The 21055-nt window shown below is 69.3% G+C and carries 21 protein-coding genes; 13 read left to right on the top strand and 8 right to left on the bottom strand.

What is annotated here, in order from left to right:
* The first annotated feature begins 219 nt into the window (after nt 1-219).
* The 3 genes from ACFYTS_RS25920 to gcvT are packed head-to-tail and all read left to right on the top strand — an operon-like array spanning nt 220 to nt 2970.
* Nucleotides 220-759, top strand: coding sequence for a hypothetical protein (locus ACFYTS_RS25920; protein WP_387307750.1), 540 nt, complete (start codon nt 220-222; stop codon nt 757-759).
* A gap of 2 nt (nt 760-761) precedes the next feature.
* Complete coding sequence (locus ACFYTS_RS25915) at nt 762-1847, top strand: exonuclease domain-containing protein (RefSeq protein WP_387307748.1); 1086 nt, start codon at nt 762-764, stop codon at nt 1845-1847.
* A gap of 22 nt (nt 1848-1869) precedes the next feature.
* Nucleotides 1870-2970 (top strand): glycine cleavage system aminomethyltransferase GcvT, encoded by a 1101-nt coding sequence (gene gcvT / locus ACFYTS_RS25910; protein ID WP_357286445.1) that lies wholly within the window; start codon nt 1870-1872, stop codon nt 2968-2970.
* 78 nt (nt 2971-3048) lie between these two features.
* On the opposite strand, the gene ACFYTS_RS25905 is transcribed toward gcvT, so the two are convergent.
* Entirely contained in the window at nt 3049-3885 is an 837-nt protein-coding gene (locus tag ACFYTS_RS25905; RefSeq protein ID WP_387307746.1) for a hypothetical protein, read from the bottom strand.
* Between the two features lie 100 nt (nt 3886-3985).
* Here ACFYTS_RS25905 and ACFYTS_RS25900 point away from each other — a divergent pair, with 100 nt between their 5' ends.
* On the top strand, nt 3986-5086 hold the full coding sequence (locus ACFYTS_RS25900; protein WP_387307744.1) for a branched-chain amino acid aminotransferase: 1101 nt from the start codon (nt 3986-3988) through the stop codon (nt 5084-5086).
* Nucleotides 5087-5404: 318 nt separating this feature from the next.
* Here ACFYTS_RS25900 and ACFYTS_RS25895 read toward each other — a convergent pair whose 3' ends face one another.
* The 3 genes from ACFYTS_RS25895 to ACFYTS_RS25885 all read right to left on the bottom strand — a co-directional run bounded on the left by ACFYTS_RS25895 (nt 5405) and on the right by ACFYTS_RS25885 (nt 7741).
* Complete coding sequence (locus ACFYTS_RS25895) at nt 5405-6121, bottom strand: MBL fold metallo-hydrolase (RefSeq protein WP_379107653.1); 717 nt, start codon at nt 6119-6121, stop codon at nt 5405-5407.
* A 169-nt stretch (nt 6122-6290) separates the two neighbouring features.
* Nucleotides 6291-7262, bottom strand: a complete 972-nt coding sequence (locus tag ACFYTS_RS25890; protein WP_357286456.1) for a carbohydrate kinase family protein — start codon at nt 7260-7262, stop codon at nt 6291-6293.
* A gap of 128 nt (nt 7263-7390) precedes the next feature.
* Nucleotides 7391-7741, bottom strand: coding sequence for an iron-sulfur cluster assembly accessory protein (locus ACFYTS_RS25885; RefSeq protein WP_040815950.1), 351 nt, complete (start codon nt 7739-7741; stop codon nt 7391-7393).
* 321 nt (nt 7742-8062) lie between these two features.
* On the opposite strand from ACFYTS_RS25885, the gene ACFYTS_RS25880 reads away from it, so the two are divergent.
* Complete coding sequence (locus ACFYTS_RS25880; RefSeq protein ID WP_357286458.1) at nt 8063-8710, top strand: DUF3043 domain-containing protein; 648 nt, start codon at nt 8063-8065, stop codon at nt 8708-8710.
* 3 nt (nt 8711-8713) lie between these two features.
* Here the strand turns inward: ACFYTS_RS25880 and ACFYTS_RS25875 are convergent, their stop codons facing one another.
* Nucleotides 8714-8944: a hypothetical protein gene (locus tag ACFYTS_RS25875; RefSeq protein WP_387307741.1), complete on the bottom strand. Its 231-nt coding sequence runs from the start codon at nt 8942-8944 to the stop codon at nt 8714-8716.
* Nucleotides 8941-9063, bottom strand: a complete 123-nt coding sequence (locus ACFYTS_RS25870; protein ID WP_379107649.1) for a hypothetical protein — start codon at nt 9061-9063, stop codon at nt 8941-8943. The genes ACFYTS_RS25875 and ACFYTS_RS25870 overlap by 4 nt, the downstream gene beginning before the upstream one ends.
* Before the next feature lie 86 nt (nt 9064-9149).
* On the opposite strand from ACFYTS_RS25870, the gene ACFYTS_RS25865 reads away from it, so the two are divergent.
* From ACFYTS_RS25865 to ACFYTS_RS25840, 6 genes are all read left to right on the top strand, one after another.
* Nucleotides 9150-10118 (top strand): helix-turn-helix domain-containing protein, encoded by a 969-nt coding sequence (locus ACFYTS_RS25865; RefSeq protein WP_357286467.1) that lies wholly within the window; start codon nt 9150-9152, stop codon nt 10116-10118.
* A gap of 29 nt (nt 10119-10147) precedes the next feature.
* Nucleotides 10148-10420, top strand: coding sequence for a hypothetical protein (locus ACFYTS_RS25860; protein ID WP_387307738.1), 273 nt, complete (start codon nt 10148-10150; stop codon nt 10418-10420).
* Between the two features lie 65 nt (nt 10421-10485).
* Entirely contained in the window at nt 10486-12459 is a 1974-nt protein-coding gene (gene cobT / locus ACFYTS_RS25855) for a nicotinate-nucleotide--dimethylbenzimidazole phosphoribosyltransferase (RefSeq protein WP_387307736.1), read from the top strand.
* Between the two features lie 3 nt (nt 12460-12462).
* Nucleotides 12463-13209: an adenosylcobinamide-GDP ribazoletransferase gene (locus ACFYTS_RS25850; protein WP_387307734.1), complete on the top strand. Its 747-nt coding sequence runs from the start codon at nt 12463-12465 to the stop codon at nt 13207-13209.
* Between the two features lie 145 nt (nt 13210-13354).
* On the top strand, nt 13355-14158 hold the full coding sequence (locus tag ACFYTS_RS25845) for a DUF4239 domain-containing protein (protein WP_387307732.1): 804 nt from the start codon (nt 13355-13357) through the stop codon (nt 14156-14158).
* Nucleotides 14159-14236: 78 nt separating this feature from the next.
* Nucleotides 14237-15148, top strand: coding sequence for a hypothetical protein (locus ACFYTS_RS25840; RefSeq protein ID WP_387307730.1), 912 nt, complete (start codon nt 14237-14239; stop codon nt 15146-15148).
* Between the two features lie 17 nt (nt 15149-15165).
* On the opposite strand, the gene ACFYTS_RS25835 is transcribed toward ACFYTS_RS25840, so the two are convergent.
* Both ACFYTS_RS25835 and asnB read right to left on the bottom strand, forming a co-directional pair.
* Nucleotides 15166-16578 carry a DUF1254 domain-containing protein gene (locus ACFYTS_RS25835; RefSeq protein WP_387307728.1) on the bottom strand — a complete coding sequence of 471 codons (1413 nt, stop codon included), beginning with the start codon at nt 16576-16578 and terminating at the stop codon, nt 15166-15168.
* Nucleotides 16579-16652: 74 nt separating this feature from the next.
* Nucleotides 16653-18620 carry an asparagine synthase (glutamine-hydrolyzing) gene (gene asnB, locus ACFYTS_RS25830; protein WP_387307726.1) on the bottom strand — a complete coding sequence of 656 codons (1968 nt, stop codon included), beginning with the start codon at nt 18618-18620 and terminating at the stop codon, nt 16653-16655.
* 568 nt (nt 18621-19188) lie between these two features.
* Between asnB and ACFYTS_RS25825 the strand changes: the two genes are divergently transcribed.
* Together ACFYTS_RS25825 and ACFYTS_RS25820 are read left to right on the top strand one after the other, a co-directional pair.
* Nucleotides 19189-20187, top strand: coding sequence for a cytochrome c oxidase subunit II (locus tag ACFYTS_RS25825; RefSeq protein WP_357286709.1), 999 nt, complete (start codon nt 19189-19191; stop codon nt 20185-20187).
* A 12-nt stretch (nt 20188-20199) separates the two neighbouring features.
* The gene (locus tag ACFYTS_RS25820) at nt 20200-20616 is read left to right on the top strand and encodes a cytochrome c oxidase subunit 4 (protein ID WP_379171300.1); all 417 of its coding nucleotides are present in this window, start codon (nt 20200-20202) and stop codon (nt 20614-20616) included.
* Nucleotides 20617-21055: the final 439 nt, after the last annotated feature.

The raw sequence follows: 21055 nt of genomic DNA, 5'->3' as shown, positions 1-21055 counted from the left end.
GGCGAATCGGGCATTGATCCTGCTGCGATCGGGGGCCGCGGTCCACGCAAGCTGATTCACCTGGGAGGTGGGGTCGGGCGCGCGGCGAGTTGCGTAGTGGAACACCGGTCGGTCGGAACTGTTTGGCTCCGTTGATGATTCGCGTGGGGGTTTACGGAAATCTGTCGGCGGGATGCTCTAACGTAGCGCGGGACCTGTTCGCCGCGACCGTGGAGCGTTATGGCTTCCTCCTCCGACCTTCATTCCCTCGTGGTGCTCGGCGCGGCCGGGGAACGGATGGTCATCTGGCATGTGAATGTGGGCGCGGCGGTGGGGGAGTCGCGGCTATCGGGCGCTTGGGTGCTGGATCGGTCGTGTGTGGCGGAGATCGAGAGTCTCACGGCTGGATATCCCGTCGTGGTGGCAAAGGGCGGCGCAGCGGATGCCGGGAGTGCGCGGATTGTCGACATCGACGCGACAGTTGAAACCGTCCGCGCGGCAGTCGAATCCGCGGATGCGCGGTTCACCGAGCACCAGGACGCGGGCGGAAAGCTGACGCGGCCGCAGTGGCCGGTGATCGCGGAGGCCGGTGGGGTGCCGTTGAGGCGGTACCAGGTCGATGTGGTGGACGACCATATTCGGCCGGTGCTGACGTTGGCGCGCGAAGTCGCGGAATTGGCCGATGCCTGGGCGGCATTCGAGTCGTTGCGGCTGGCTCGGCCGTTCCTGGTCGAGCTCGGTGGGCCCGAGGCGCGGTCGCTGCCGCTCGCGGTGCGGTGAGCATGGCGGGACTTTCGTTCGCCGCCATCGATGTCGAGACCGCCAACTCCTCACGGGGGAGTATCTGCGCGGTCGGAGTCACCGTCGTGCGGGACGGTCGTCGTGCCGAGGAGGCGGCGTGGCTGTGCCGGCCGCCCGCGGGGCTCGACTTCTTCAACTGGCACAACATTCGCGTGCACGGGATCTCGGCGGCGATGGTCGCCGACAAGCCGGAGTTCGCGCACCGGTGGCCCGAAGTGGTGGGCCTCATCGGTGACCTGCCCGTTATCGCCCACAATGCGGGTTTCGACAGCGGCGCGATCCGGGAAGCCTGCGCCCGCAGTGGGATTCACCCGCCCACGTGGACCTACAGCTGTAGCCTCGCGCTGGCCCGCCGCCACCTCGCCCTCGACAGCTACCGCCTGCCGCATGTCGCGGACGCCCTGGGCATCGACTTCACCAACCACCACGACGCGGCCGCCGACGCCGCCGCGGCCGCCGACATCGTGATCGCCCTGGCCAACCGGGTGGGTACCGACTCCCTCGCGGCCCTCGAACGCATGATCGTCGATCGGCCGCTGCGGACGGAACGGACACCTCGGCCATTGCGGACCGAGCCCATCGCCGCCGAGCGCGCGCCCCGTCGATCCTGGTTCGCGCGTGAGGAATTGGTGCTGCCGACGGTCACCGGCACCGACCCGTCCCACCCGCTGTACGGCGAGGTCATCGTGTTCACCGGCGATCTCGCGGCCATGACCCGCCAGCAGGCGTGGGACGCCATCGCCGCGTGCGGGGCGACCCCGGCCCGCAACGTCACCCGGCGCACGACCGGGCTCGTGATCGGTGACGGCTTCCGTGGTGGCGACGCCGCCGCGTTCACCACGAGCAAGGCCCGGCGGGTCGCCGAATTGCGGATACGCGGGCAGCGAATCGAGGTGATGGATGAGGCGGTGTTCGTCGCGAGCCTCGGCGCACGGTCCGGCCCGGCAGCCGCGGCAATCTCCGAACCCCCGGCAACAGCCGCGATCGCATCAGAGTCGCTGACCGGTGGCGATCCGGCGTTGCAGGCGGTCGGTTCCGATGTCACCCGGCTATCGGCGGACGGATAAGCCGGACGGATAAACTGCCCCGGTGACCGACGAGAAGCTGCTGCAGGGACCCATCCACGCCGTCCATGTCGAGCTGGGCGCTACCTTCGCTCCGTTCGGGGGGTGGGAGATGCCGGTTTCGTACGCGGGGACGGTCGGCGAGCACACCGCCGTGCGCACCACCGTGGGGCTGTTCGACGTCAGCCACCTCGGGAAGGCGACGGTCAAGGGCGCGGGGGCCGCGGCGTTCGTGAACTCGGCGCTCACCAATGACCTGAACCGGATTCGGCCCGGCAAGGCGCAGTACACCCTGTGCTGCACGCCCGAAGGCGGGGTCATCGACGACCTCATCGCCTACTACGTGAGCGACGACGAGATCTTCCTCGTGCCGAACGCGGCGAACACCGCCGCGGTTGTGGCCGAGATGCAGAAGGTCGCGCCGGAGGGGCTCACCATCACCGACGAGCACCGCGGGTACGCCGTGTTCGCGGTGCAGGGGCCGCGGTCGGCCGAGGTGCTGGCCAAGCTGGGGCTGCCCACCGACATGGAGTACATGGCCTACGCCGACGCCGAGTGGGACGGCCGACCGATCCGGGTGTGCCGCACCGGCTATACCGGCGAGCACGGCTACGAGCTGCTGCCCCGCTGGGAGGACGCCGAGGCCGTGTTCCGGGCGCTGACCAGCGAGGTGCAGGCCGCCGGCGGCCAGCCCGCCGGGCTGGGCGCGCGCGACACGCTGCGCACCGAGATGGGTTACCCGCTGCACGGACACGAACTGTCCGTGGACATTTCGCCGCTGCAGGCCCGTACCGGCTGGGCGGTCGGCTGGAAGAAGCCGGAATTCTGGGGCAAAGAGGCGCTCGACGCCGAGAAGGCCGCCGGTCCGCGCCGAACCCTGCTGGGCCTCAAGGCCATCGACAAGGGTGTGCTGCGTCAGGGCCAGGCCGTGATGCGCGGTGACGAGCAGGTCGGCGAAACCACCTCCGGCACCTTCTCGCCCACCCTCAAGGTCGGCATCGCCCTGGCCCTGCTCGACACCGCCGCGGGCCTCGAGCCCGGCGACCAGGTCGAGGTCGACGTCCGCGGCCGTCGCCTGCGCTGCGAGGTCATCCGCCCGCCGTTCGTCGAAACCCGCACTGCCTGAAGGAGCTTCGCTCGTAGCGATGAACGCCGCAGTCGAGACAACCGGCTGCGGCGTTCATCGTTCGGCGTCCGGGTGAACTCACCCGCACCAGGTGCCGACGACCTCGTTGTCCTGCTTGCAGTCCGCGACGGCCAGTCCGGCCGGACGGAGCGTGTTGTACATCTGCCGAAGGGTGTCGTCGGTGACCGCGCCGTCGACGTTCTGGTCGGCGTAAATGACCATCACCACGGATTGGCCCTTGTTGCCGGGGACAGCGATGGTGTGGACGACTGACGCTGCGGGGTGGGAGCAGTCGTTCGGGCCCGGATTGGCCAGGGTGGCGGTGACGTGGGCGGCGGGTTTGCCCTGGACGGTGAGGGTTTCGGCGGGGGAGAGGGCGTAGGTGGAGTTGGGGCGGTCGTCGTTGGAGGCCGCGACCTTGGCCCAGCTGGTCGCGATGTCCTTGGCCGCGGCGGCGGTGTCGCCCAGTTTGGAGCCGGTCACGCCCGCGAGGGCCATGGTGTGATGGCCGTCGCAGGACTTGGGTTGCCATTCCGCCGCGCCGCTCATGACCACGCGGCCGCCGCCGCCCTCGTAGCCGACGATGGTGTCCGGGCTCGGGACCGTCCAGTTCTGGGGTGTGTCGTAGCCGGCGTTGCGGTTGATGGAGTAGGCGGTCTGCCAGCCGGGGGTCAGGGACGCGATCTGGGGTTTGGCGGCGCCGGTCGTGGTGGTGGTCGGCGCGGTGGTGTGGGTGGCGGTGTCCTGGGGGCCGTAGTCGTCGGCGGGCAGGGCGGTTCCGGGGATGGTGTGGGCGGGGGTGAGGGCCGCGACGACGAGGATGGCGACCAGGCCCAGCACGCTGACGGCGATCAACGCGATCACCAGGGGGCGGTTCGAACGGGGCGGCTGCGTCAGCGGAGGCTCCGGATACACGCCGCCCACCCTAGCCAGCGGCCTGGGCGACGGCGGGAGGGTGAACGGTCCGTAAGGGCCCGCACCGGCGTGTCGAGGGCGGCGAATTAGACTCCCGGTCATGACACTTGCCGCGCAATTCACCCGTGTCCCGCATCCCGCGCCCGTTTCGGCGCAGCGGCGCCAGGAGATTCTCGCGGAGCCCGGGTTCGGGCGGTACTTCACCGATCACATGGTGTCGCTGGATTATGTGGACGGACAGTGGACCAACGGTCGCGTCGAGCCCTACGGGCCGATGGCGATGGACCCGGCCACCATGGTGTTCCACTACGGCCAGGCGATCTTCGAGGGTCTCAAGGCGTACCGGCAGGCCGACGGCTCCATCGCGACCTTCCGCGTCGACGCCAATGCCGCGCGTTTCCGCCGGTCGGCGGCCCGCATGGCGATGGCGGAGCTGCCCGAGGAGCTGTTCGTCGAATCGATCCGCCAGCTGCTCGAGGTGGACGGCGACTGGGTGCCCGCCGCGGGCGGCGAGGACGCGCTGTACCTGCGGCCGTTCATGTTCTCCACCGAGGTCGGCCTGGGCGTGAAGCCCGCCTCCGCCTACAAGTACCTGCTGCTCGGCGGCCCGGCCGGCGCGTACTTCCCGCGCGGGCTGAAGCCGGTCAAGGTGTGGCTGTCCACCGAGTTCGTGCGCGCCGCTCCCGGCGGCACCGGCGAGGCCAAGGTGGCGGGCAACTACGCCGCCTCCCTGCTCGCCCAGCAGCAGGCCTCGGAGAAGGGCTGCGACCAGGTGGTGTGGCTGGACGCGTGTGAGCACCGCTACGTCGAGGAGATGGGCACCAACAACCTGTTCTTCGTCTTCGGCAGCGGCTCCGACGCGCGGCTGGTGACCCCGGAACTGTCCGGCTCCCTGCTACCCGGCATCACCCGCGACTCGCTGATCACCCTGGCCGCCGACTCCGGCTACAAGGTGGAGGAGCGCAGGATCTCCGTCGAGGAATGGCGCGAGGGCGTCGAATCCGGTGAGATCACCGAGGTTTTCGGCTGCGGCACCGCCGCCGTCGTCATCCCGGTCGGTTCGGTCCGCTCCGCCGAGGGCGAATTCACCATCGGCACCGGCGAACCCGGCGAGGTCACCATGGCCCTGCGCGACACCCTCACCGGCATCCAGCGCGGCACCTTCGCCGACAGCCACGGCTGGCTGCGCACCATGGCATAGCTCGGGCGCTGCCCGAACGGACGAAACACGCCCGCCCCGAAAGAGTTTCGGGGCGGGCGTGGTGCATGAGGGGCTATAGCGGCAGTGCCCGCCGGGATGTCGGTCGGCGCTGGAGCGAGTCGCCGGCTGCGCGCGAAGGCCACCTGCGGTGGTTGCGCTGCATGATCGACGACTCGAGATGCTCACCGACGAACGCGAATCCGGACAGCAGCCGGGCGCGGGCCACGACTCGCCGACCGCGCACGAACAGGCTGCTGTCGGCGGCCCATGGAGCCCGTTGGCCGGGGGCGCGACAGTGCCGCCGATCGCGCGCCGAGCTCAGCTGGGCATGAACATGTGCCACTGCTCCAGAGTCTGGGGGCGCATCACGTAGTTGTGGTCGCGGATGTGCGACAGCGAGGCGCTGGGTTCCTCCGAGTACCAGTGGCCCGGGAAGACCGTCGGGTTGGATTTCAGGTCCGCGAGGTAGCGCAGGCTGCGGAACATGGCGTCGGAGTCGCCGCCGGGGAAGTCGGTGCGGCCGCAGCCGTCGACGAAGAGGGTGTCGCCGGCGATGAGGCGGTCCTCGAAGAGGAAGCACTGGCTGCCGGGGGTGTGGCCGGGGGTGTGCAGCAGTTCGATCTCGAAGCCGCCGACCGCGACCTTGTCGCCGTGGGAGTGGCCGGTGAGCTCGGAGGGGGCGATGCCGGTGACATTGGCCACCCACGGCAATTCCTCGGCATTGACGTGGACGGCCACGTCGGTCTTCTCCAGCAGCTCCTTCACGCCGCGCAGGGTGAAGCCCATCATCGAACCGCCGACGTGGTCGGGGTGGTGGTGGGTGGCCAGGACTCCGGTCAGGCGCATGTCGTCCGCCTCGGCGATCTCCACCAGCTGCGCCGCCTCGTAGGCGGGGTCGACGACCACGCATTCGCCGGTATCCCGATCCCCGATCAGGTAGGCGAAGTTGCGCATCTGGGTGGCGATCGGGTCGCCCACGGCCCAGTCGCGGCCGGAGAGCAACTGGCGGAAGTACAGACGGTCGTCGGAGGACATGCCTCACAGCGTATTGCGGGCGACGCGTTCGTCCGAACCCGGACCGGCTTCGTCCGAACCCGGACCGGCAACGGGACCGCGGCGATCCGGAACGGCGGCCGGTAGCGCGGAAAGCCGCACGCTGATCGGATCAGCGTGCGGCTGTCGGTGTTCGGCGGCGCAGTGGCCGTCAGCGCAGAATGGGCTCGATCTCGTTCGCGGCCTCGGCGCCGTACGCCTCGCGCAGGCGCTTCATCGCCACATCGTGGTCCAGGGTCCAGTCCTGCGGCCCAACGGTTTCCAGCACGTGCACCGCGACCAGCGAACCCAGCTGGGCCGAGCGCTCCAGGGACAGGCCCGCGGAGCGGCCGGTCAGGAAGCCCGCGCGGAAGCCGTCGCCGACGCCGGTCGGGTCCTCCTTGGCCATGTCGGGGACCACGTCCACGAACAGCTCGGAGCCGTCGCGGTCGACGATCTTGGCGCCCTTCGCGCCCAGGGTGGTGACGCGGATGCCCACGCGCTCAGCGACTTCGGCCTCGGACAGACCGGTCTTCTGGAGCAGGATGCCCCACTCGTACTCGTTGGTGAACAGGTAGTCCGCGCCGTCGATCAGGCGCAGGATGGTCTCGCCGTCGAGGAAGGCCAGCTGCTGGGAGGGGTCGGCGGCGAACGGGATTCCGGCGGCGCGGCACTGGTCGGTGTGGGCCAGCATGGCTTCCGGGTCGTCGGCGCCGATCAGCACCAGCTCCAGTTCGCGGCCGGCGGCCAGCTCGGTGATGTCGATCTCGCGGGCCTCGGCCATCGCGCCGGGGTAGAACGACGCGATCTGCGCCATGGTCTCGTCGGTGGTGCAGACGAAGCGCGCGGTGTGCGCGGTCGTGGACACGCGGACCGCGGAGCAGTCGACGCCGTTGTCCTCCAGCCACTTCCGGTAGTCGCCCCAGTCCTGGCCGACCGCGCCCACCAGCAGCGGGGTGCGGCCCAGCACGCCCATGGCGTAGCTGATGTTGCCCGCGACGCCGCCCTTGCGGATCATCAGATCATCGACGAGGAAGCTGAGCGACACGTGCTGCAGCTGATCTGCCAGCAGCACATCGGAGAACTTGCCCGGAAAGCGCATGAGGTGATCGGTCGCGATGGACGCGGACACGGCGATGGTCACGGGTGAATCCTTCGAGTGGGGGAGGCGTCCCGAAAATGGTCCGCACCTATGAAAATAACCGGACACGCGACAGCGCGGAACATCCCGGGAGATGTTCCGCGCTGCGCGGTGCTAACTCGGGAGCTAGCTCAGTTGAAGCTGTCGCCGCAGGCACAGGAGCCGGTGGCGTTCGGGTTGTCGATGGTGAAGCCCTGCTTCTCGATGGTGTCGACGAAGTCGATCGAGGCGCCCTGGATGTAGGGAGCGCTCATGCGGTCGACCGCGAGCTTCACACCGTTGAACTCCACGACCAGGTCGCCGTCGAGGGTGCGGTCGTCGAAGAAGAGCTGGTAGCGCAGGCCCGCGCAGCCACCGGGCTGAACCGCGATGCGAAGGGCGAGGTCGTCGCGGCCTTCCTGGTCCAGCAGCGCCTTCGCCTTGAGGGCGGCGGCCTCGGTCAGAGTCGCACCATGGGTGGTGGTCTCGTTCTCAACAGTCATGAACTCTCCTAAGGGACCCATTTGTGGTGGCGTGTGGGCCAGCCCGTGAGGGTATGGCTCGAAGCCTGTCAACACCCGTCGGCGGGCGACTATTCCCTATCGTACGCGGCGCTTATTCGCCGGAACGGTCAGGCTGCGTCGTCGCTGACAAATAGCTCCGGGGTGTGCCGAGGTGACAACTGATTTCGGGTGGCGAGGGCAACTCGCCGGGGATGTCCAGAATCGGGTCGGCTCTCGACCGCCGGCCCGCATGCATGCCGGAAAACGGCTCTCAGCTGGGCGCTGAAGACTCGGGAAGGCGGGATTGTTAGCCTGGTCGGCGTGAAGTTCCTGCGCCGTGGCGAGTCCACCCCCACCTCCGACAGCACCAGCACCGACGCCGGTGCCGCGGTGGCGGACACGACCGTCACCCTGGGTAAAGGGCGTCCGACCCCGACGCGCCGCGAGGCGCAGGGTCGCCGCCGCGGTCCGGTCGCGCCCGCACCCAAGACCGCCAAGGAGGCCCGGGCCCGCCGCAAGGCGCTGCGCGGCACCAAGGAGGAGCGCAAGGCGTCCTCGGCCGAGCGTCGCGCCGACGTCAACAACCGCCGCGCCCGCATGCTCGCCGGTGACGAGCAGTACCTGCTCCCGCGCGACAAGGGCCCGGTCAAGAAGTACGTGCGCGACATCGTCGACGCCCGCCGCAACCTGCTCGGCCTGTTCATGCCGCTGGCGCTGGTGCTGATCCTGAGCATGATCCTCTCGCCCGCGCTGCAGGCGATCGTGACGTTGGCCATGCTGGTGATGATGCTGTTCATGATCATCGAGGGCGTGGTGCTCGGTCGGATCGTGAGCAACCGGGTCCGGGAGCGTTTCCCGGACAGCACCGATTCCTCGTTCTCGCTGGGTTGGTACGCCTTCGTGCGCGCCTCGCAGGTGCGGCGCATGCGCGCGCCGAAGCCGCAGGTGAACCCAGGCGACGCGGTCTAGCGATCAGTTGTGCTCTCGGTGGGCCGAGAGCGCGCGCAATTCCTGGGCGACGCGGGCGTGGTCGCGATCGACCACATTCGTCGAGCCCGCGAATTCCCAGGTGTTCTCGCGGTGCAGCGGGACGGCGCGGCCGGCCGCGGCGAGCAGGGCGGTGATCCGGCGGACGGCGAGGCCGACGCGGGCGGTGGCGGTCGCGGAGCGGTAGTGGCCGTGTCCGGAGGTGATGGCGGTCATGCGCGGGCCTCTTCCTCGTCGAGGTGTGCGGTGGTGTCTGCGGCCATGAGGCCGAAGGTCAGGGTGCCGAGCGCGGTGATCGCGGTTCCGGCTGCGACGATTGCGGACAGTGCATCCATGGCAGTAAGTTTCCTGTAGGGAACTTTCGGCCAACAGTGGCTGTTCTGACATAGTTCGCAAAAATCCGGCCAGATGGGATCGCGACATGCTCTCCAAGGTCGCCGTCGTACTCAACGACAACCTCGCCATGTTCGAATTCGGTGTGGTCTGTGAGGTTTTCGGGCTCGACCGCACCGCGCAGGGCCTGCCCGCCTTCGACTTCCGGGTCTGCGGCCTCGAACCCGGGAAACCGCTGAAGTCCAGTTCACCAGGCATCCACGTCACCCCCGACTACGGGCTCGAGGAACTGCGCGACGCGGATCTGGTTGCCATTCCGGCCTTTCCGATCCGCGACGGCGCGGCGAAGATCGACGCCCGGGTCATCGACGCCGTGCGCGACGCCGCCGCGGCCGGGGCCACCGTGCTGACCGTGTGCTCGGGGGCGTTCCTGGCGGGCGCGGCCGGACTGCTCGACGGGCGCACATGCACCACCCACTGGCATTACGTCGACCTGCTGGCCGAACAGTTCCCGCTCGCCACCGTCGACCCGGACGTGCTGTTCGTCGACGAGGGCAATCTCATCACCAGCGCGGGCACCGCCGCGGGCATCGACGCCTGCCTGCACCTGGTGCGCCGCGAACTGGGCAGCAGCGTCGCCAATGCCATCGCCCGGCGCATGGTGGTCCCGCCGCAGCGTGACGGCGGACAACGGCAGTTCATCGAGCGGCCGGTCGTGGCCTGCGAATCCGAGGGTCTCAGCGAGACCCTGCACTGGATGGGCGAGCACCTGGACCTGCCGCACTCGGTGGAATCGCTGGCGGCACGCAGTTCCATGTCGACGCGCACCTTCGCGCGGCGCTTCGCCGCCGAGACCGGGACCACGCCGGTGAAGTGGCTGACCGGGCAGCGGGTGCTGCTGGCCAAACAGCTCCTGGAAGACACCGACCTGGACCTCGAATCGCTGTCCCACCGTTGCGGATTCGGGTCGGGGGCGCTGCTGCGGCATCACTTCCAGCGGTTGGTGGGGATCGCGCCGGTGGAGTATCGGCGGCGGTTCGGCGCCAGGGTCTCCTGAGCGGGCCCGGGCCGTTACGATGCGCACTCATGCGGTGGGCAGTGATGATCGCGGCGGTGCCGCTGGCGGTGCTGGCTGTGTCGGCGACGGCGGGATGCACGGATCCGCGCACCGCGGTGGGGGAGTGCATCGTCGGCGGTTCGACCGGTAACCACGACACGGTGGTGGCCTGCTCCACGCGGCACGACGGCAAGATCATCGCCAGCGTGGCGCACGGCTCGGACTGCCCGCAGGGGACCGATTGGTCGTACACGGCCGAGGACCTGAAGGTGCAGTGCGTGCACAACGAGAAGAACTACTGACGCCCGCACACGGGATGGCCGTGCCTACTCGGCCGGAGCACCGGCACAGTTGATACCGTGCTGACGTGTCGCACAGTGCTCAGACAACCGATCGGCCGCTGCGGACCCTGGTGCTCGGTGGCGCCCGGTCCGGCAAGTCGGCCTTCGCGGAACAGCTCGTCGCGTCGGAGGCGGTGCGGTACGTCGCCACCGCCGCGGTCGACCCCGCCGACGCCGACTTCGCCGAACGCATTGCGGCGCACCGGGCCCGACGGCCCGCGACCTGGACCATCGTGGAGGGCGATCCGATCGCCGCGCTGCGCGAGCCCGCCTCCGCCACCCTCGTCGACGACCTCGGCACCTGGCTGACCGGGCGCATCGATGCCCGCGCCGCCTGGGAATCGCCGCGCGGCACCGTCGCCCCGGACATCGACGCGCTCGTCGCCGCTGTCTCCGGCTATGGGCAGCGGTTGATCATCGTCAGCCCCGAGGTGGGGCTCGGCGTCATTCCCGCCACCGCCTCCGGGCGTCTGTTCCGTGACGAGATCGGGACCCTGAACCAGCGCCTCGCCGAGGTGTGCGACGAGGTCTTCCTCGTGGTCGCCGGGCAGCCGGTGCGGGTCAAGCCCGACCGCGCGGTCGTCTCCGCCGCCGCGCTGTCGGATGCCGCCGGAACGGATTCATCACTCGCCGTGGCGACTTCGTCGATCAACAGAACGGATCCGGTTGCGGTGGAGCCCGTTTCGGCGAACGTCGTCGGTTCGGCCGCCGCTGACGGTGGGTCCGTCCGACGGGAAGAAGCTGTCGAAAGTGGAACCGGCGGTTCGGAACTCGGCTCGGCGAGCGCAGCGTCTCCGGCTGCCGGGACTGCCGCCGTCGCTGCTGCGGCCGCCACCCCGGGCGCCGCGTCCGCTGACGGCGAGACCGGTGACTCGGCGGTCGCGGGCCCGGTGGACGACGGAGCCCAGAGCGCGCCGGTGCTGACCAAGCCCGCCCGCATCTCGTTCGGACCCGTGACCGGACCCGATCCGCTGGTGTGGGCCGCCGCCGAGGAGCGGCAGGCGCAATTGACCAAGCCCGCAGGGGCATTGGGCCGGCTGGAGCAGCTGGCCAACTGGGTCGCGGCGTGCCAGGGCGTGTGCCCGCCCAAGCAGTTCGAGCGGGCCCGCGTGGTGGTGTTCGCCGGGGACCACGGCGTGGCGCAGCACGGTGTGTCGGCGTACCCGAGCGAGGTGACCGGGCAGATGGTCGCCAACTTCGTGCACGGCGGCGCGGCCGTGAATGTGATGGCGCGCTTGGCCGATGCCACCGTGCGGGTGGCCGACATCTCCGTGGACGGCGACACCGCGCCGGAGATCTCGCGGCACAAGGTGCGGCGCTCCAGCGGCTCCATCGACCGCGAGGACGCGCTGACCGAGGCCGAGGTGCAGGCGGCGCTGGCGGCCGGCGCGAGCATCGCCGACGAGGAAATCGATTCCGGCGCCGACCTTCTCATCGCCGGCGACATGGGCATCGGCAACACCACGCCCGCCACCGTGCTGATCGCGGCCATCACCGACACCGAGCCGGTGGTGGCGGTCGGCCGCGGCACCGGCGTCGACGACGCGGGCTGGATCCGCAAGACCGCCGCCATCCGCGACGCCATGTGGCGCGCCCGTCCCGTCCTCAAGGACCCGGTCGCCCTGCTGCGCACCGCCTCCGGCGCGGACCTGACCGCCATGGCGGGCTTCCTGGCCCGCGCCGCGGCCCGTCGCACCCCGGTCATCCTCGACGGAGTCGTGGTGACCGCCGCCGCCCTGGTCGCCGACCAGCTCGCCCCCGGCGCCCGCGCCTGGTGGGTGGCGGGCCACCGCTCCAGCGAGCCCTCCCACACCATCGCCCTCAAGCGCCTCGACCTCGAGCCGCTCGTCGACATGACGATGCGCCTGGGCGAGGGCTCCGGCGCGGTCGCCGCCCTCCCGCTGCTGCGTGCCGCCGTCGCCACCCTCGGCGAGATGGCCACCTTCGCCGAAGCCGGAGTCAGCACCGCCGACGCCGACGCGGAAGCCGCTGAGGCCTGATCTGTGAACGGGCTTCGGCTGGCGGTGTCCTGGCTGACGGTGCTGCCGGTTCGAGGGCCGGATGAAGTCGACCGGTCGGTTGCTGCTGGGGCGATCGGGTGGGCTCCGGTAGTCGGGGTGTTGCTCGGCGGCGGGGCGGCCGGATTGCTTTGGGGGCTCGGCGAACTCGGGGCCTCGGGGCTGTTGGCCGGGTTTGTCGTGGTGGCCGGGCTCGCGTTGATCACGCGCGGGATGCACGTCGACGGGCTGGCCGACACCATGGATGGGCTCGGGAGCTACGGTCCGCCGGAGCGGGCTCGCGAGATCATGAAGAGTGGCGGGGCGGGGCCGTTCGGGGTGGCGGCGTTGGTGTTCGCTGTTGCCATTCAGGCGGTTTCGCTCGGGGCGCTGGCCGAGCAGGGGCGGTGGGCGGCGGTTGTCGTGGCCGTCGCCGTCGGGCGGGTCGCGGTGGTGCTGGCGTGTCGGAGGGGGATCGAGGCGGCGCCGGGGGCCGGGTTCGGGGCGTTGGTGGCGGGGACGCAATCGCCGGTGACAGGGTATGGGTGGGGTGTGATCGCCTGTGTCGCAGCGGCGTTCGCGACCGGCGATCACTGGCAGGGGCCGGTGGCGGTGGTGCTGGGGCTGGTGGGGGCCATGGTGCTGGTGCGGCATTGTGTGCGGCGGTTCGGGGGGTTGAACGGCGATGTGCTCGGTGCCGCACTGGAATTGAGTGTCACCCTGGCCGCGGCGGTGTTGTCGTTCGGTCGCTGAGCGTGGGCCGAACAACGCGTTCCGGCCTTGGCGGGGTTGGGATTCGGACACTCGTATAACAGTTCGTCCTCTGTTCACAATCCGACCGACCCGTGGCCGCGAATACCTTCTGATCGGATCCACCCGGCCGGAACGGAGTCGCGAAATGCTCGGAATTCTGTTGCAGCTGGGGGTATTGACACTCTTCGCGGGCATCGCGGTGGGGATCCTGGTGCTGGGGGACCGGGTGCGCCCGAGGTCCTGGCGGCACAGCGACGATTCCGCCGCGGGCTCCATGACCTTGGACATGGTCAACATGTTCTTCGCCGCGATCGTGGCCTTCGTGGTGGTGATCCTGTGGCAGCAGTACGACACCTCGCACGCGCACACGGTGGCCGAGGGCAAGGCGCTGGTCACTGTCTACGAGACCGCCAACGGCATGCCCGAACAGGACCGCAAGCAGATTCAGGCCCTGGCGACCGCCTACGCCAAGCAGGTGATCGGCGACGAGTGGAAGGTGATGGACGAGCAGCGCCGCCTGAGCCCGGCCGCGCAGTCCACCCTGGACGATCTGCGCGAGGCCGTGGACGCCGTGCCCGCCACCGACCCGGCCGCCAAGGCCACCCAGGACAAGGCGGCCACCGCGGTCGAGGCGATCACCGACGCCCGCTACGACCGCGGTTTGGACGCGGGGTACCGACTGCCCGGATTCCTTTATGTGGCCCTGTGGTTCGCGACCGGCATGCTGCTGTTCGGCACCGTGTTCTCCGGTGTCGTCGTCACCAAGCGCAGCATCCTGATGACCGGTCTGTTCGGTCTGGTGATCGGCGCGGTCATCGTGGCCGTCTATCAGCTCGATCGGCCCTTCTCCGGCGGCAATCACGTCGCCAAGGACGCCTACGAACTCGCCCTCGCGCGCTTCCAGCACATCGCCGCGGAAACGCCGTCCAGCGGCGGCAGTCCCCGCTGACCGGCGCACCCGCGTAACCCGCCCGGCTTTTTCGGAGGCACCGTGAACGGAAACCGAAGAACAGCACGAGGATTCGCGGTGGTGACGGCGGTCCCGGTGGCCGCGGCCCTGCTCGCCCTCCATCCCGACGTCGCCGCCGCCGACCCGGGGCCGTCGATCGGGGAGATCATCAGCGGCAGCGCGGGCGGGGGAGCGCCGGAACCCGGCGACACCGCCGCGCCGATCGACGCCCCCACCGGCAGCGCGCTCGGACTCGGCACCGGCAGCAGCTATTCCGGCACGCAGGGCCCGCCGGGCGGCCGCATCGCGACGGGCAACTCCGCAGGCCCGAATCCGCTGACCGCACTGGACCTCGGCAGCAGCAGCCCGGACATCCCACGCGAAACGACTGCGGGGGCACCGGATCTCGCGTCACCCGCACCCGAAGCGCCCGCAACCCCGATCGCCATCCCCAACACCCTTGGCGGCCTGCTGGGCCTCGACTCCGGCAGCGTCCTCACCGCCTGCGCGGGGAGTGCCGTGGTCGGCAGTGCCGCACTGGGGTTGGGCATCCTCACCGGCAGCGGTATGGGTTCGGGCCTGATCGGCCCCGGCTTCATCCCGGGCTCCAGTGGACTGGTCGGTCCGGGTTCGGCCGGGGCGGGCAGCGTGGTGGTCGGCAGCGCCGCCACCGGCAGCGCCCTGCTGACCTGCATGCTGCTGCTGCCCGTCCCGATGGCGCCGGAACCCGGTATTCCCCTGCTGATCCCGCCGGCCGCGCCCGCGGTGGTCCCCGCCGCCGCGCCCGTCGTGGCCTCCCTGCCCGAGGCGGTTCCGCCCGCGCCCGCACCGATCCCGCCGCCTCCGCCCCCGCTCGAATTCGTCGCGCCGGAGCCGCCGCAACCGGCGGTCAGCCTGACCGCGCTCCAGGTCATGACGGTCATGATCATCACCATCATCGCGGGGGCGCGCGCCCGCCTCGCCCGCGCCCACCACGCGCCCGCCGGCTGACGACGGGCGCGCCCGGGTCAGGACAGCTTCTCCAGCTTCGGGACCTCCCACTTCCCGTTCAGCACGCTGTCCTTCGGCGCGTACAGCCGCAGCGTGAGGGAGAACCGCCCGGACTCCGGGATCGGCAGCCAGTGCCCGGCCGGAACCTCCGGGCCGGGTTCAGCGTTCTGCACCGCGATCGTGATGGTGCCGTCCTCGGCCGGGGAGAGCGGGACCAGATGACCGACCGAGTAGATGCGCGCGGAATTCTGCACCAGGTAGGACTCGCTGTCGTAGGCGGTGAGTGACCAGAACGCCCCCACCGGTGGTAGCTGATCCTGGGCGAAGGTGACCCGGAACCGGCTGTCTCCGTCCGCATTCCCGTCGATCGTGGGATACACCGCGTCCCGGGGCAGATTCGCGCCGAGGCCCAGCGCGGCCACCTGCGCGCGCAGCGGATAGTCGGTGCCGTACGCGCCGACCTCCAGATTGAAGAGCCACCCGTTCTGGTACTGCGACTTGGGATCCCGGTACTCGGTGAGCGCGCGCCGGCCGTCGGCGAGGCCCGCGTTGAGCACGTCCGCGGGCACGGTGGCCGCCCCGCCCGGGGTGATGCCGATGGTGGCGAAACGCTTCATGGCGTCGACGTCGTCCTCGTGGGCCGGATTGGCCGCCATGACCGCGCACATGCGCGCGAAGAACGTGGGCCCGTCCATGGCCCCCACCATCTGGGCGGGTGCGCTGCTGCTGGCGGCCAAGGCGCCCGGACCGCCCTGCACCCCGTCGGAATTCCAGACGCTGAGCGGGGCCAGCTTCAACCGGTGCTGGATTGCCCGCACATGCTCGATGTCGGCCTCGCCCTGGTATTCGATGCGGCCGAGCAGCCAGGTGGTGCCGGTCGGCATGGCCAGCTGGGTCATGCCCTCGGGCACGGTTCCCTTCCAGCCGGGTCCGGTGACGAGATAGGTGTAGGGGGGCTGCTGCGGCGCGTTCTTGACGCGCGGATTGGTGCTGGCGGGATCGTGCACCGTATTGGACCAGGCGTCGAGGAACTGCATGAGCCAATATCGGCCGGTCTCGATCGCGGGCACCTGCAACACCATCGGTTCCGGCCGCAGATCCAGCCAGGCCTGCGAGTACAGGGTGTCGAGGTTGAGCCGCACCACCTGCCTCACCTCGGGGGTGGGCGGGTTCTGGTGCACGAATTGGTTTGCCGGGCCCCCGGTTTCGCGGGTGACGTCCATCAGGACCAGCGGGTAGCCGAACACGTAGGCGTCGGCGGCGATGTCCTTGGCGTCGTTGGAGGCCGGGGTGGTTTCGGTGGCGTCGGATCTGTTGTCCGAGGTGCCGCAGGCGGCGAGTCCGAGGGCGGCCGCGGCGCCCACGCCGAGCGTCCGGGCGCCCAGTGCGAGCATCCGGCGACGCGAGCGAGGTGCAAACGGGTAGCTCATGGCCAGCACCGTACTGCGACGACGCGGCCCGGAGCGCCCCTCACGGGCGTGGCGCTCCGGTGTGTCGCATGAGGTCAGAGGTTGACCGGGTAGGTCGGCTCCTGGATCTCGGGCTTGATCCGGTTCTCCACGAAGATGCCGTGCCAGATCATGAACACGATCAGCGTCCACAGACGGCGGCTGTGGTCGACCGGACCGGTGCGGTGCGCCTCCAGCATGGCCAGGATGGCCTGCTTGTTGAGCAAGTGGTCGGTGCCCGACTCGGTGATCTGGGCGCGCGCCCAATCGTAGAGCTCCGGGCCGCGCAGCCAGTGCCGCAGCGGCACCGGGAAGCCCAGCTTGGCCCGATTGAGCACGTGCGGCGGCACGATGTCGGTGAGCGCCCGGCGCAGCGCGTACTTGGTGGTCTCCTTGGTGATCTTCTGGTCGACCGGGATCTTCTCGGCGACCTTGAACACCTCGGGGTCCAGGAACGGGACGCGCAGTTCCAGCGAGTTGGCCATGGTCATCTTGTCGGCCTTGACCAGGATGTCGCCGCGCAGCCAGGTGAACAGGTCCAGGTGCTGCATGCGCGCCACCGGATCCCAGTGGTAGCCCTGCATGGCGTAGATCGGGGCGGTGACGTCCTGATGCGTCCACTCGGGCCGGAACTCGCGCAGCACCGACCGCAACTGGGCGTCGTTGAAGCTGCGCGCGTTGCCGTAGTAGCGCTCTTCCAGGGTGAGCGAGCCGCGGTGCAGCAGGCTCTTGCCGCGGGTGCCCTCCGGAATCCGGTCCGACACCTTGCCCGCCAGCTTGCGCAGCGGCTTGGGCAGGTAGTCGAAGGGCTTGAGCGACAGCGGTTCCCGGTAGATGGTGTAGCCGCCGAACAGCTCGTCGGAGCCCTCGCCGGAGAGCACCACCTTGACGTGTTTACGGGCCTCCTTGGCCACGAAGTACAGCGGCACCAGCGCCGGATCCGCGACGGGTTCGTCGAGGTACCAGACGATTTCGGGAATGGCGGCCGCGTACTCCTCGGGGGAGACCATGCGGATGTAGTGCTTGGCGCCGATGGCCTCGGCGGTCTCCGCGGCCACGTCGGCCTCCGAGTAGCCCTGCCGCTCGAACGCCGAGGTGAAGGTCAGCAGGTTCGGGTTGTGGCGGATGGCCAGCGCGGCGATGGCGGTGGAGTCGATGCCGCCGGACAGGAACGCGCCGACGGTGACGTCCGCGCGCATGTGCTTGGCGACGGAGTCCTCGAGCGCCTCGGCGATCTCCTTGTAGCGCTTGGCCTCCGAGCCCGCCGCGAACTTCTGCACCCGGAACTGCGGGTTGAAGTAGCGGGTCACCTGCGGGGCGCGGCCAGGCTCGACCCAGGCGTAGCAGCCCGACTCCAGGCGGCGGATGTCCTTGTGCAGGGTCTCGGCCTCGGGCACGTACTGCAGCACCGTGTAGTGCTCGAGCGCGCGCGAATCCAGGGCGTCGGTCAGCTCCAGCTCGGCGAGCAGGCCCAGCAGGCTCTTCTTCTCGCTGGAGAAGGCCGTGCCGCCCGCGCCGGTGGCGATGAACAGCGGCTTGATGCCGAACGGGTCGCGGGCCAGGAACAGCTTGTTCAGCTCGGTGTCCCAGATGGCGAAGGCGAACATGCCGCGCAGCCGGCTCGCGGCCTTGGCGCCCCAGTAGTGGAAGGCGGCCACGATGGCCTCGCCGTCACCCTCGGTGCGGAACATCGGCTGGTCGCCGAACTCGGCCTCGTGGGCTTCCTTCAGCTCGGCGCGCAGCTCCAGATAGTTGTAGATCTCGCCGTTGAAGGTCATGGCGTAGCGCTCGGGGTTCTCCGGCGGACCCCAGCGCAGCGGCTGGTGCGAGTGCTCGATATCGATGATCGACAGGCGGTTGAAGCCGAAGATCATGCGCTCGTCGTTCCAGGTGCCGCGCTCGTCCGGGCCGCGGTGGCGCTGGCAGTGCAGCGCCTCGTACACCTGTGCAGCGGTGGTCTCGACCGTCCGCCCGTCCGGAGTAGTAGCCGTGCCAGCTGTCAGAAATCCGAGCAGACCACACACTGCGCCGAGAACCTCTTTCCGGAGTCATAAGGATTGGGGCGTACCCGCACGGGCACGCTGCACGCGAAACCTACTGCCCGAGTATGCCTGACTCGGCCCGATCACGCTCAGACCCTATCCAACACTTCGAAGTTCGCAGCCCGCCTCGGTCCGGACCGCGCTCCGCCTCCCCGCGCTGGGAGCGGAAACGGGAGCGAAGCGGAGGAGCGGAGGAGGGAAGACCGAGGTGACGGGGCTGCGAACAGCCGACGCGGAGCGGAGGCGAATGGGGTGCAGCGTGTCGGACAGGACCCCGTCGCAACGGGGGGCCATTGTTGGTCTACGCTGCGTAGTACTTGGGAAACTCTCAGGGTCGGTTGCGCGTTCGCGTGTACCCTTCCCCGAGCTCCCGAACTGTGCTGATTATGTGTCGTCCGGCGGAAGGGAGCCCGGGCGGCGCGGTGTCGGAATGACGACCAGGAAGGCGTTGAGCGTGGCGCACAAGGCGAGCGAGGCGATAGGGGCACGACCCGCCCAGGGTCGGCGGGGCCGCATCCTTCGGCGGGCCGGGCTGGCGGTGTCCTTGGGGATGACCGCGATGCTCGTCTCCGGCTGCTCGATCGACAACGTTTGGCTTCGATTCGGCTGGCCCTCGGGCATCACGCCGCAGGCCACCAGGATGCGCGAGCTGTGGACCTGGTCCGTGCTCGCCGCGCTGGCGATGGGTGTGCTGGTCTGGGGTCTGACCTTCTGGACCATCGCGTTCCACCGCAAGAAGGCGAACTCCCCGGAGTTCCCGCGGCAGACCGGTTACAACGTGCCGCTGGAGCTGAGCTACACGGCGATCCCGTTCGTGATCATCGCCGTGCTGTTCTACTTCACCGTCGTCGTGCAGAACTACGTGCATGAGAAGGTCGAGAACCCGGACGTCGTGGTCGACGTGACGGCGTTCCAGTGGAACTGGAAGTTCGGCTACCAGAAGGTCGACCTGAAGGACGGCTCGCCCGTCTACGACGGTGTCGACGCTGAGCGTCAGGACATGAACGAGGACATCAAGGATCGCTACAAGGAAGCGACCAAGGATGGCCACCCGCAGCCGGGCCCGAACAACGGCCTGCCCGCGAACGACATCTCCTACCTGCACTACGACAAGGTCGAGACCGTTGGTACCTCCAACGAGATCCCGGTCCTGGTGCTGCCCTCGGGCAAGAACATCGAGTTCCAGCTGGCCGCGGCCGACGTCATCCACTCGTTCTGGGTGCCGGAGTTCCTGTTCAAGCGCGACGTGATGCCGAACCCGAAGCAGAACAACTCGGATAACGTCTTCCAGATCACCAAGATCGAGAAGGAAGGCGCGTTCGTCGGCCGCTGCGCCGAGATGTGCGGCACCTTCCACTCGATGATGAACTTCGAGATCCGGGTCGTCTCGCCCGACGACTTCAAGAAGTACATGGACGCGCGGATCAAGGACCACAAGACCAACGGCGAGGCGCTCTCCGCGATCGGTCAGTCGCCGGTGGCGACCTCCACCAAGCCGTTCAACACCGACCGCAAGGCGCGCGGCAACGAGCTCGCCGACGCCAAGTGAGGATGAACTGACATGAAGGTCGAAGCTCGCATCTTCGAACTGCTCACGGTCTTCTTCGTGATCGTGGCCGTGATCTACGGCTACTTCACGGGCCAGTCCCGCACCGGCGTCGAGTGGGCGGGCACCACCGCCATCGTGCTGACCGGTGGTCTGGCCCTGATCGTGGCCACCTACTTCCGCTTCGTCGCCCGTCGTCTGGACCTGCGTCCCGAGGACTACGAGGAGGCCGAGATCGTGGACGGCGCCGGCGACCTGGGCTTCTTCTCGCCCGGTTCGTTCTGGCCCATCCTGCTGGCCGCCGCGGGTTCGGTCACCGCGCTGGGCCTGGCGTTCTTCCAGTTCTGGCTGATCGGCATCGGCGTCGTCTGCGTGCTCGCGGCCGTCGCCGGCCTGGTCTTCGAGTACCACCTGGGCCCGGAAAAGCACTGAGCTGAAGCAAGACCCGAAGCGCCCCATCCCAATCCGGATGGGGCGCTTCTGTGTTGATAAGCGCCGAGCTTTGCGAAAGGCTCCTCGATGAAAGGCAGCTCGCGGACGAGCTGCGGCCTGCATCACCACCTGGCTTGGCCCGAAGTTGCATTCGCCTCGATGAAGAGCTGCTCCGCGAGGAGCTGCGGCCGCTCGTCCACACCCGACCCGAGATCGATGGAGTTGCCTTGATGAAGAGCAGCTCCTGGAGGAGCTGCGGCTTGAGATCATGGCCTCGATGAATTAGGAGAACCACCCTCGATGAAGGGCAGGTCGCGGACGAACTGCGGCCCCGCCGCGATGCGTGACGAGCTCCCCGAGATCCTCAACGAGCCTCGATGAAGAACAGCTCGCGGACGAGCTGCGGCAGGGGGTGAGAGCGCGGCTGAGCGCCGCCTTC

Origin of the sequence: Nocardia sp. NPDC004151 (assembly GCF_042874235.1) — a bacterium.
GTDB lineage: Bacteria > Actinomycetota > Actinomycetes > Mycobacteriales > Mycobacteriaceae > Nocardia.
This window is presented reverse-complemented; position numbering and strand designations above follow the sequence as displayed.

Bases quoted from the DNA above. Each gene is read 5' to 3' on its own strand.
- ACFYTS_RS25920 (WP_387307750.1), top strand. From the start codon at position 220: ATGGCTTCCTCCTCCGACCTTCATTCCCTCGTGGTGCTCGGCGCGGCC.
- ACFYTS_RS25915 (WP_387307748.1), top strand. From the start codon at position 762: ATGGCGGGACTTTCGTTCGCCGCCATCGATGTCGAGACCGCCAACTCC.
- ACFYTS_RS25900 (WP_387307744.1), top strand. From the start codon at position 3,986: ATGACACTTGCCGCGCAATTCACCCGTGTCCCGCATCCCGCGCCCGTT.
- ACFYTS_RS25895 (WP_379107653.1), bottom strand. From the start codon at position 6,121: ATGTCCTCCGACGACCGTCTGTACTTCCGCCAGTTGCTCTCCGGCCGC.
- ACFYTS_RS25885 (WP_040815950.1), bottom strand. From the start codon at position 7,741: ATGACTGTTGAGAACGAGACCACCACCCATGGTGCGACTCTGACCGAG.
- ACFYTS_RS25875 (WP_387307741.1), bottom strand. From the start codon at position 8,944: ATGACCGCCATCACCTCCGGACACGGCCACTACCGCTCCGCGACCGCC.
- ACFYTS_RS25870 (WP_379107649.1), bottom strand. From the start codon at position 9,063: ATGGATGCACTGTCCGCAATCGTCGCAGCCGGAACCGCGATCACCGCG.
- ACFYTS_RS25865 (WP_357286467.1), top strand. From the start codon at position 9,150: ATGCTCTCCAAGGTCGCCGTCGTACTCAACGACAACCTCGCCATGTTC.
- ACFYTS_RS25860 (WP_387307738.1), top strand. From the start codon at position 10,148: ATGCGGTGGGCAGTGATGATCGCGGCGGTGCCGCTGGCGGTGCTGGCT.
- ACFYTS_RS25845 (WP_387307732.1), top strand. From the start codon at position 13,355: ATGCTCGGAATTCTGTTGCAGCTGGGGGTATTGACACTCTTCGCGGGC.
- ACFYTS_RS25835 (WP_387307728.1), bottom strand. From the start codon at position 16,578: ATGAGCTACCCGTTTGCACCTCGCTCGCGTCGCCGGATGCTCGCACTG.
- ACFYTS_RS25825 (WP_357286709.1), top strand. From the start codon at position 19,189: ATGACCGCGATGCTCGTCTCCGGCTGCTCGATCGACAACGTTTGGCTT.
- ACFYTS_RS25820 (WP_379171300.1), top strand. From the start codon at position 20,200: ATGAAGGTCGAAGCTCGCATCTTCGAACTGCTCACGGTCTTCTTCGTG.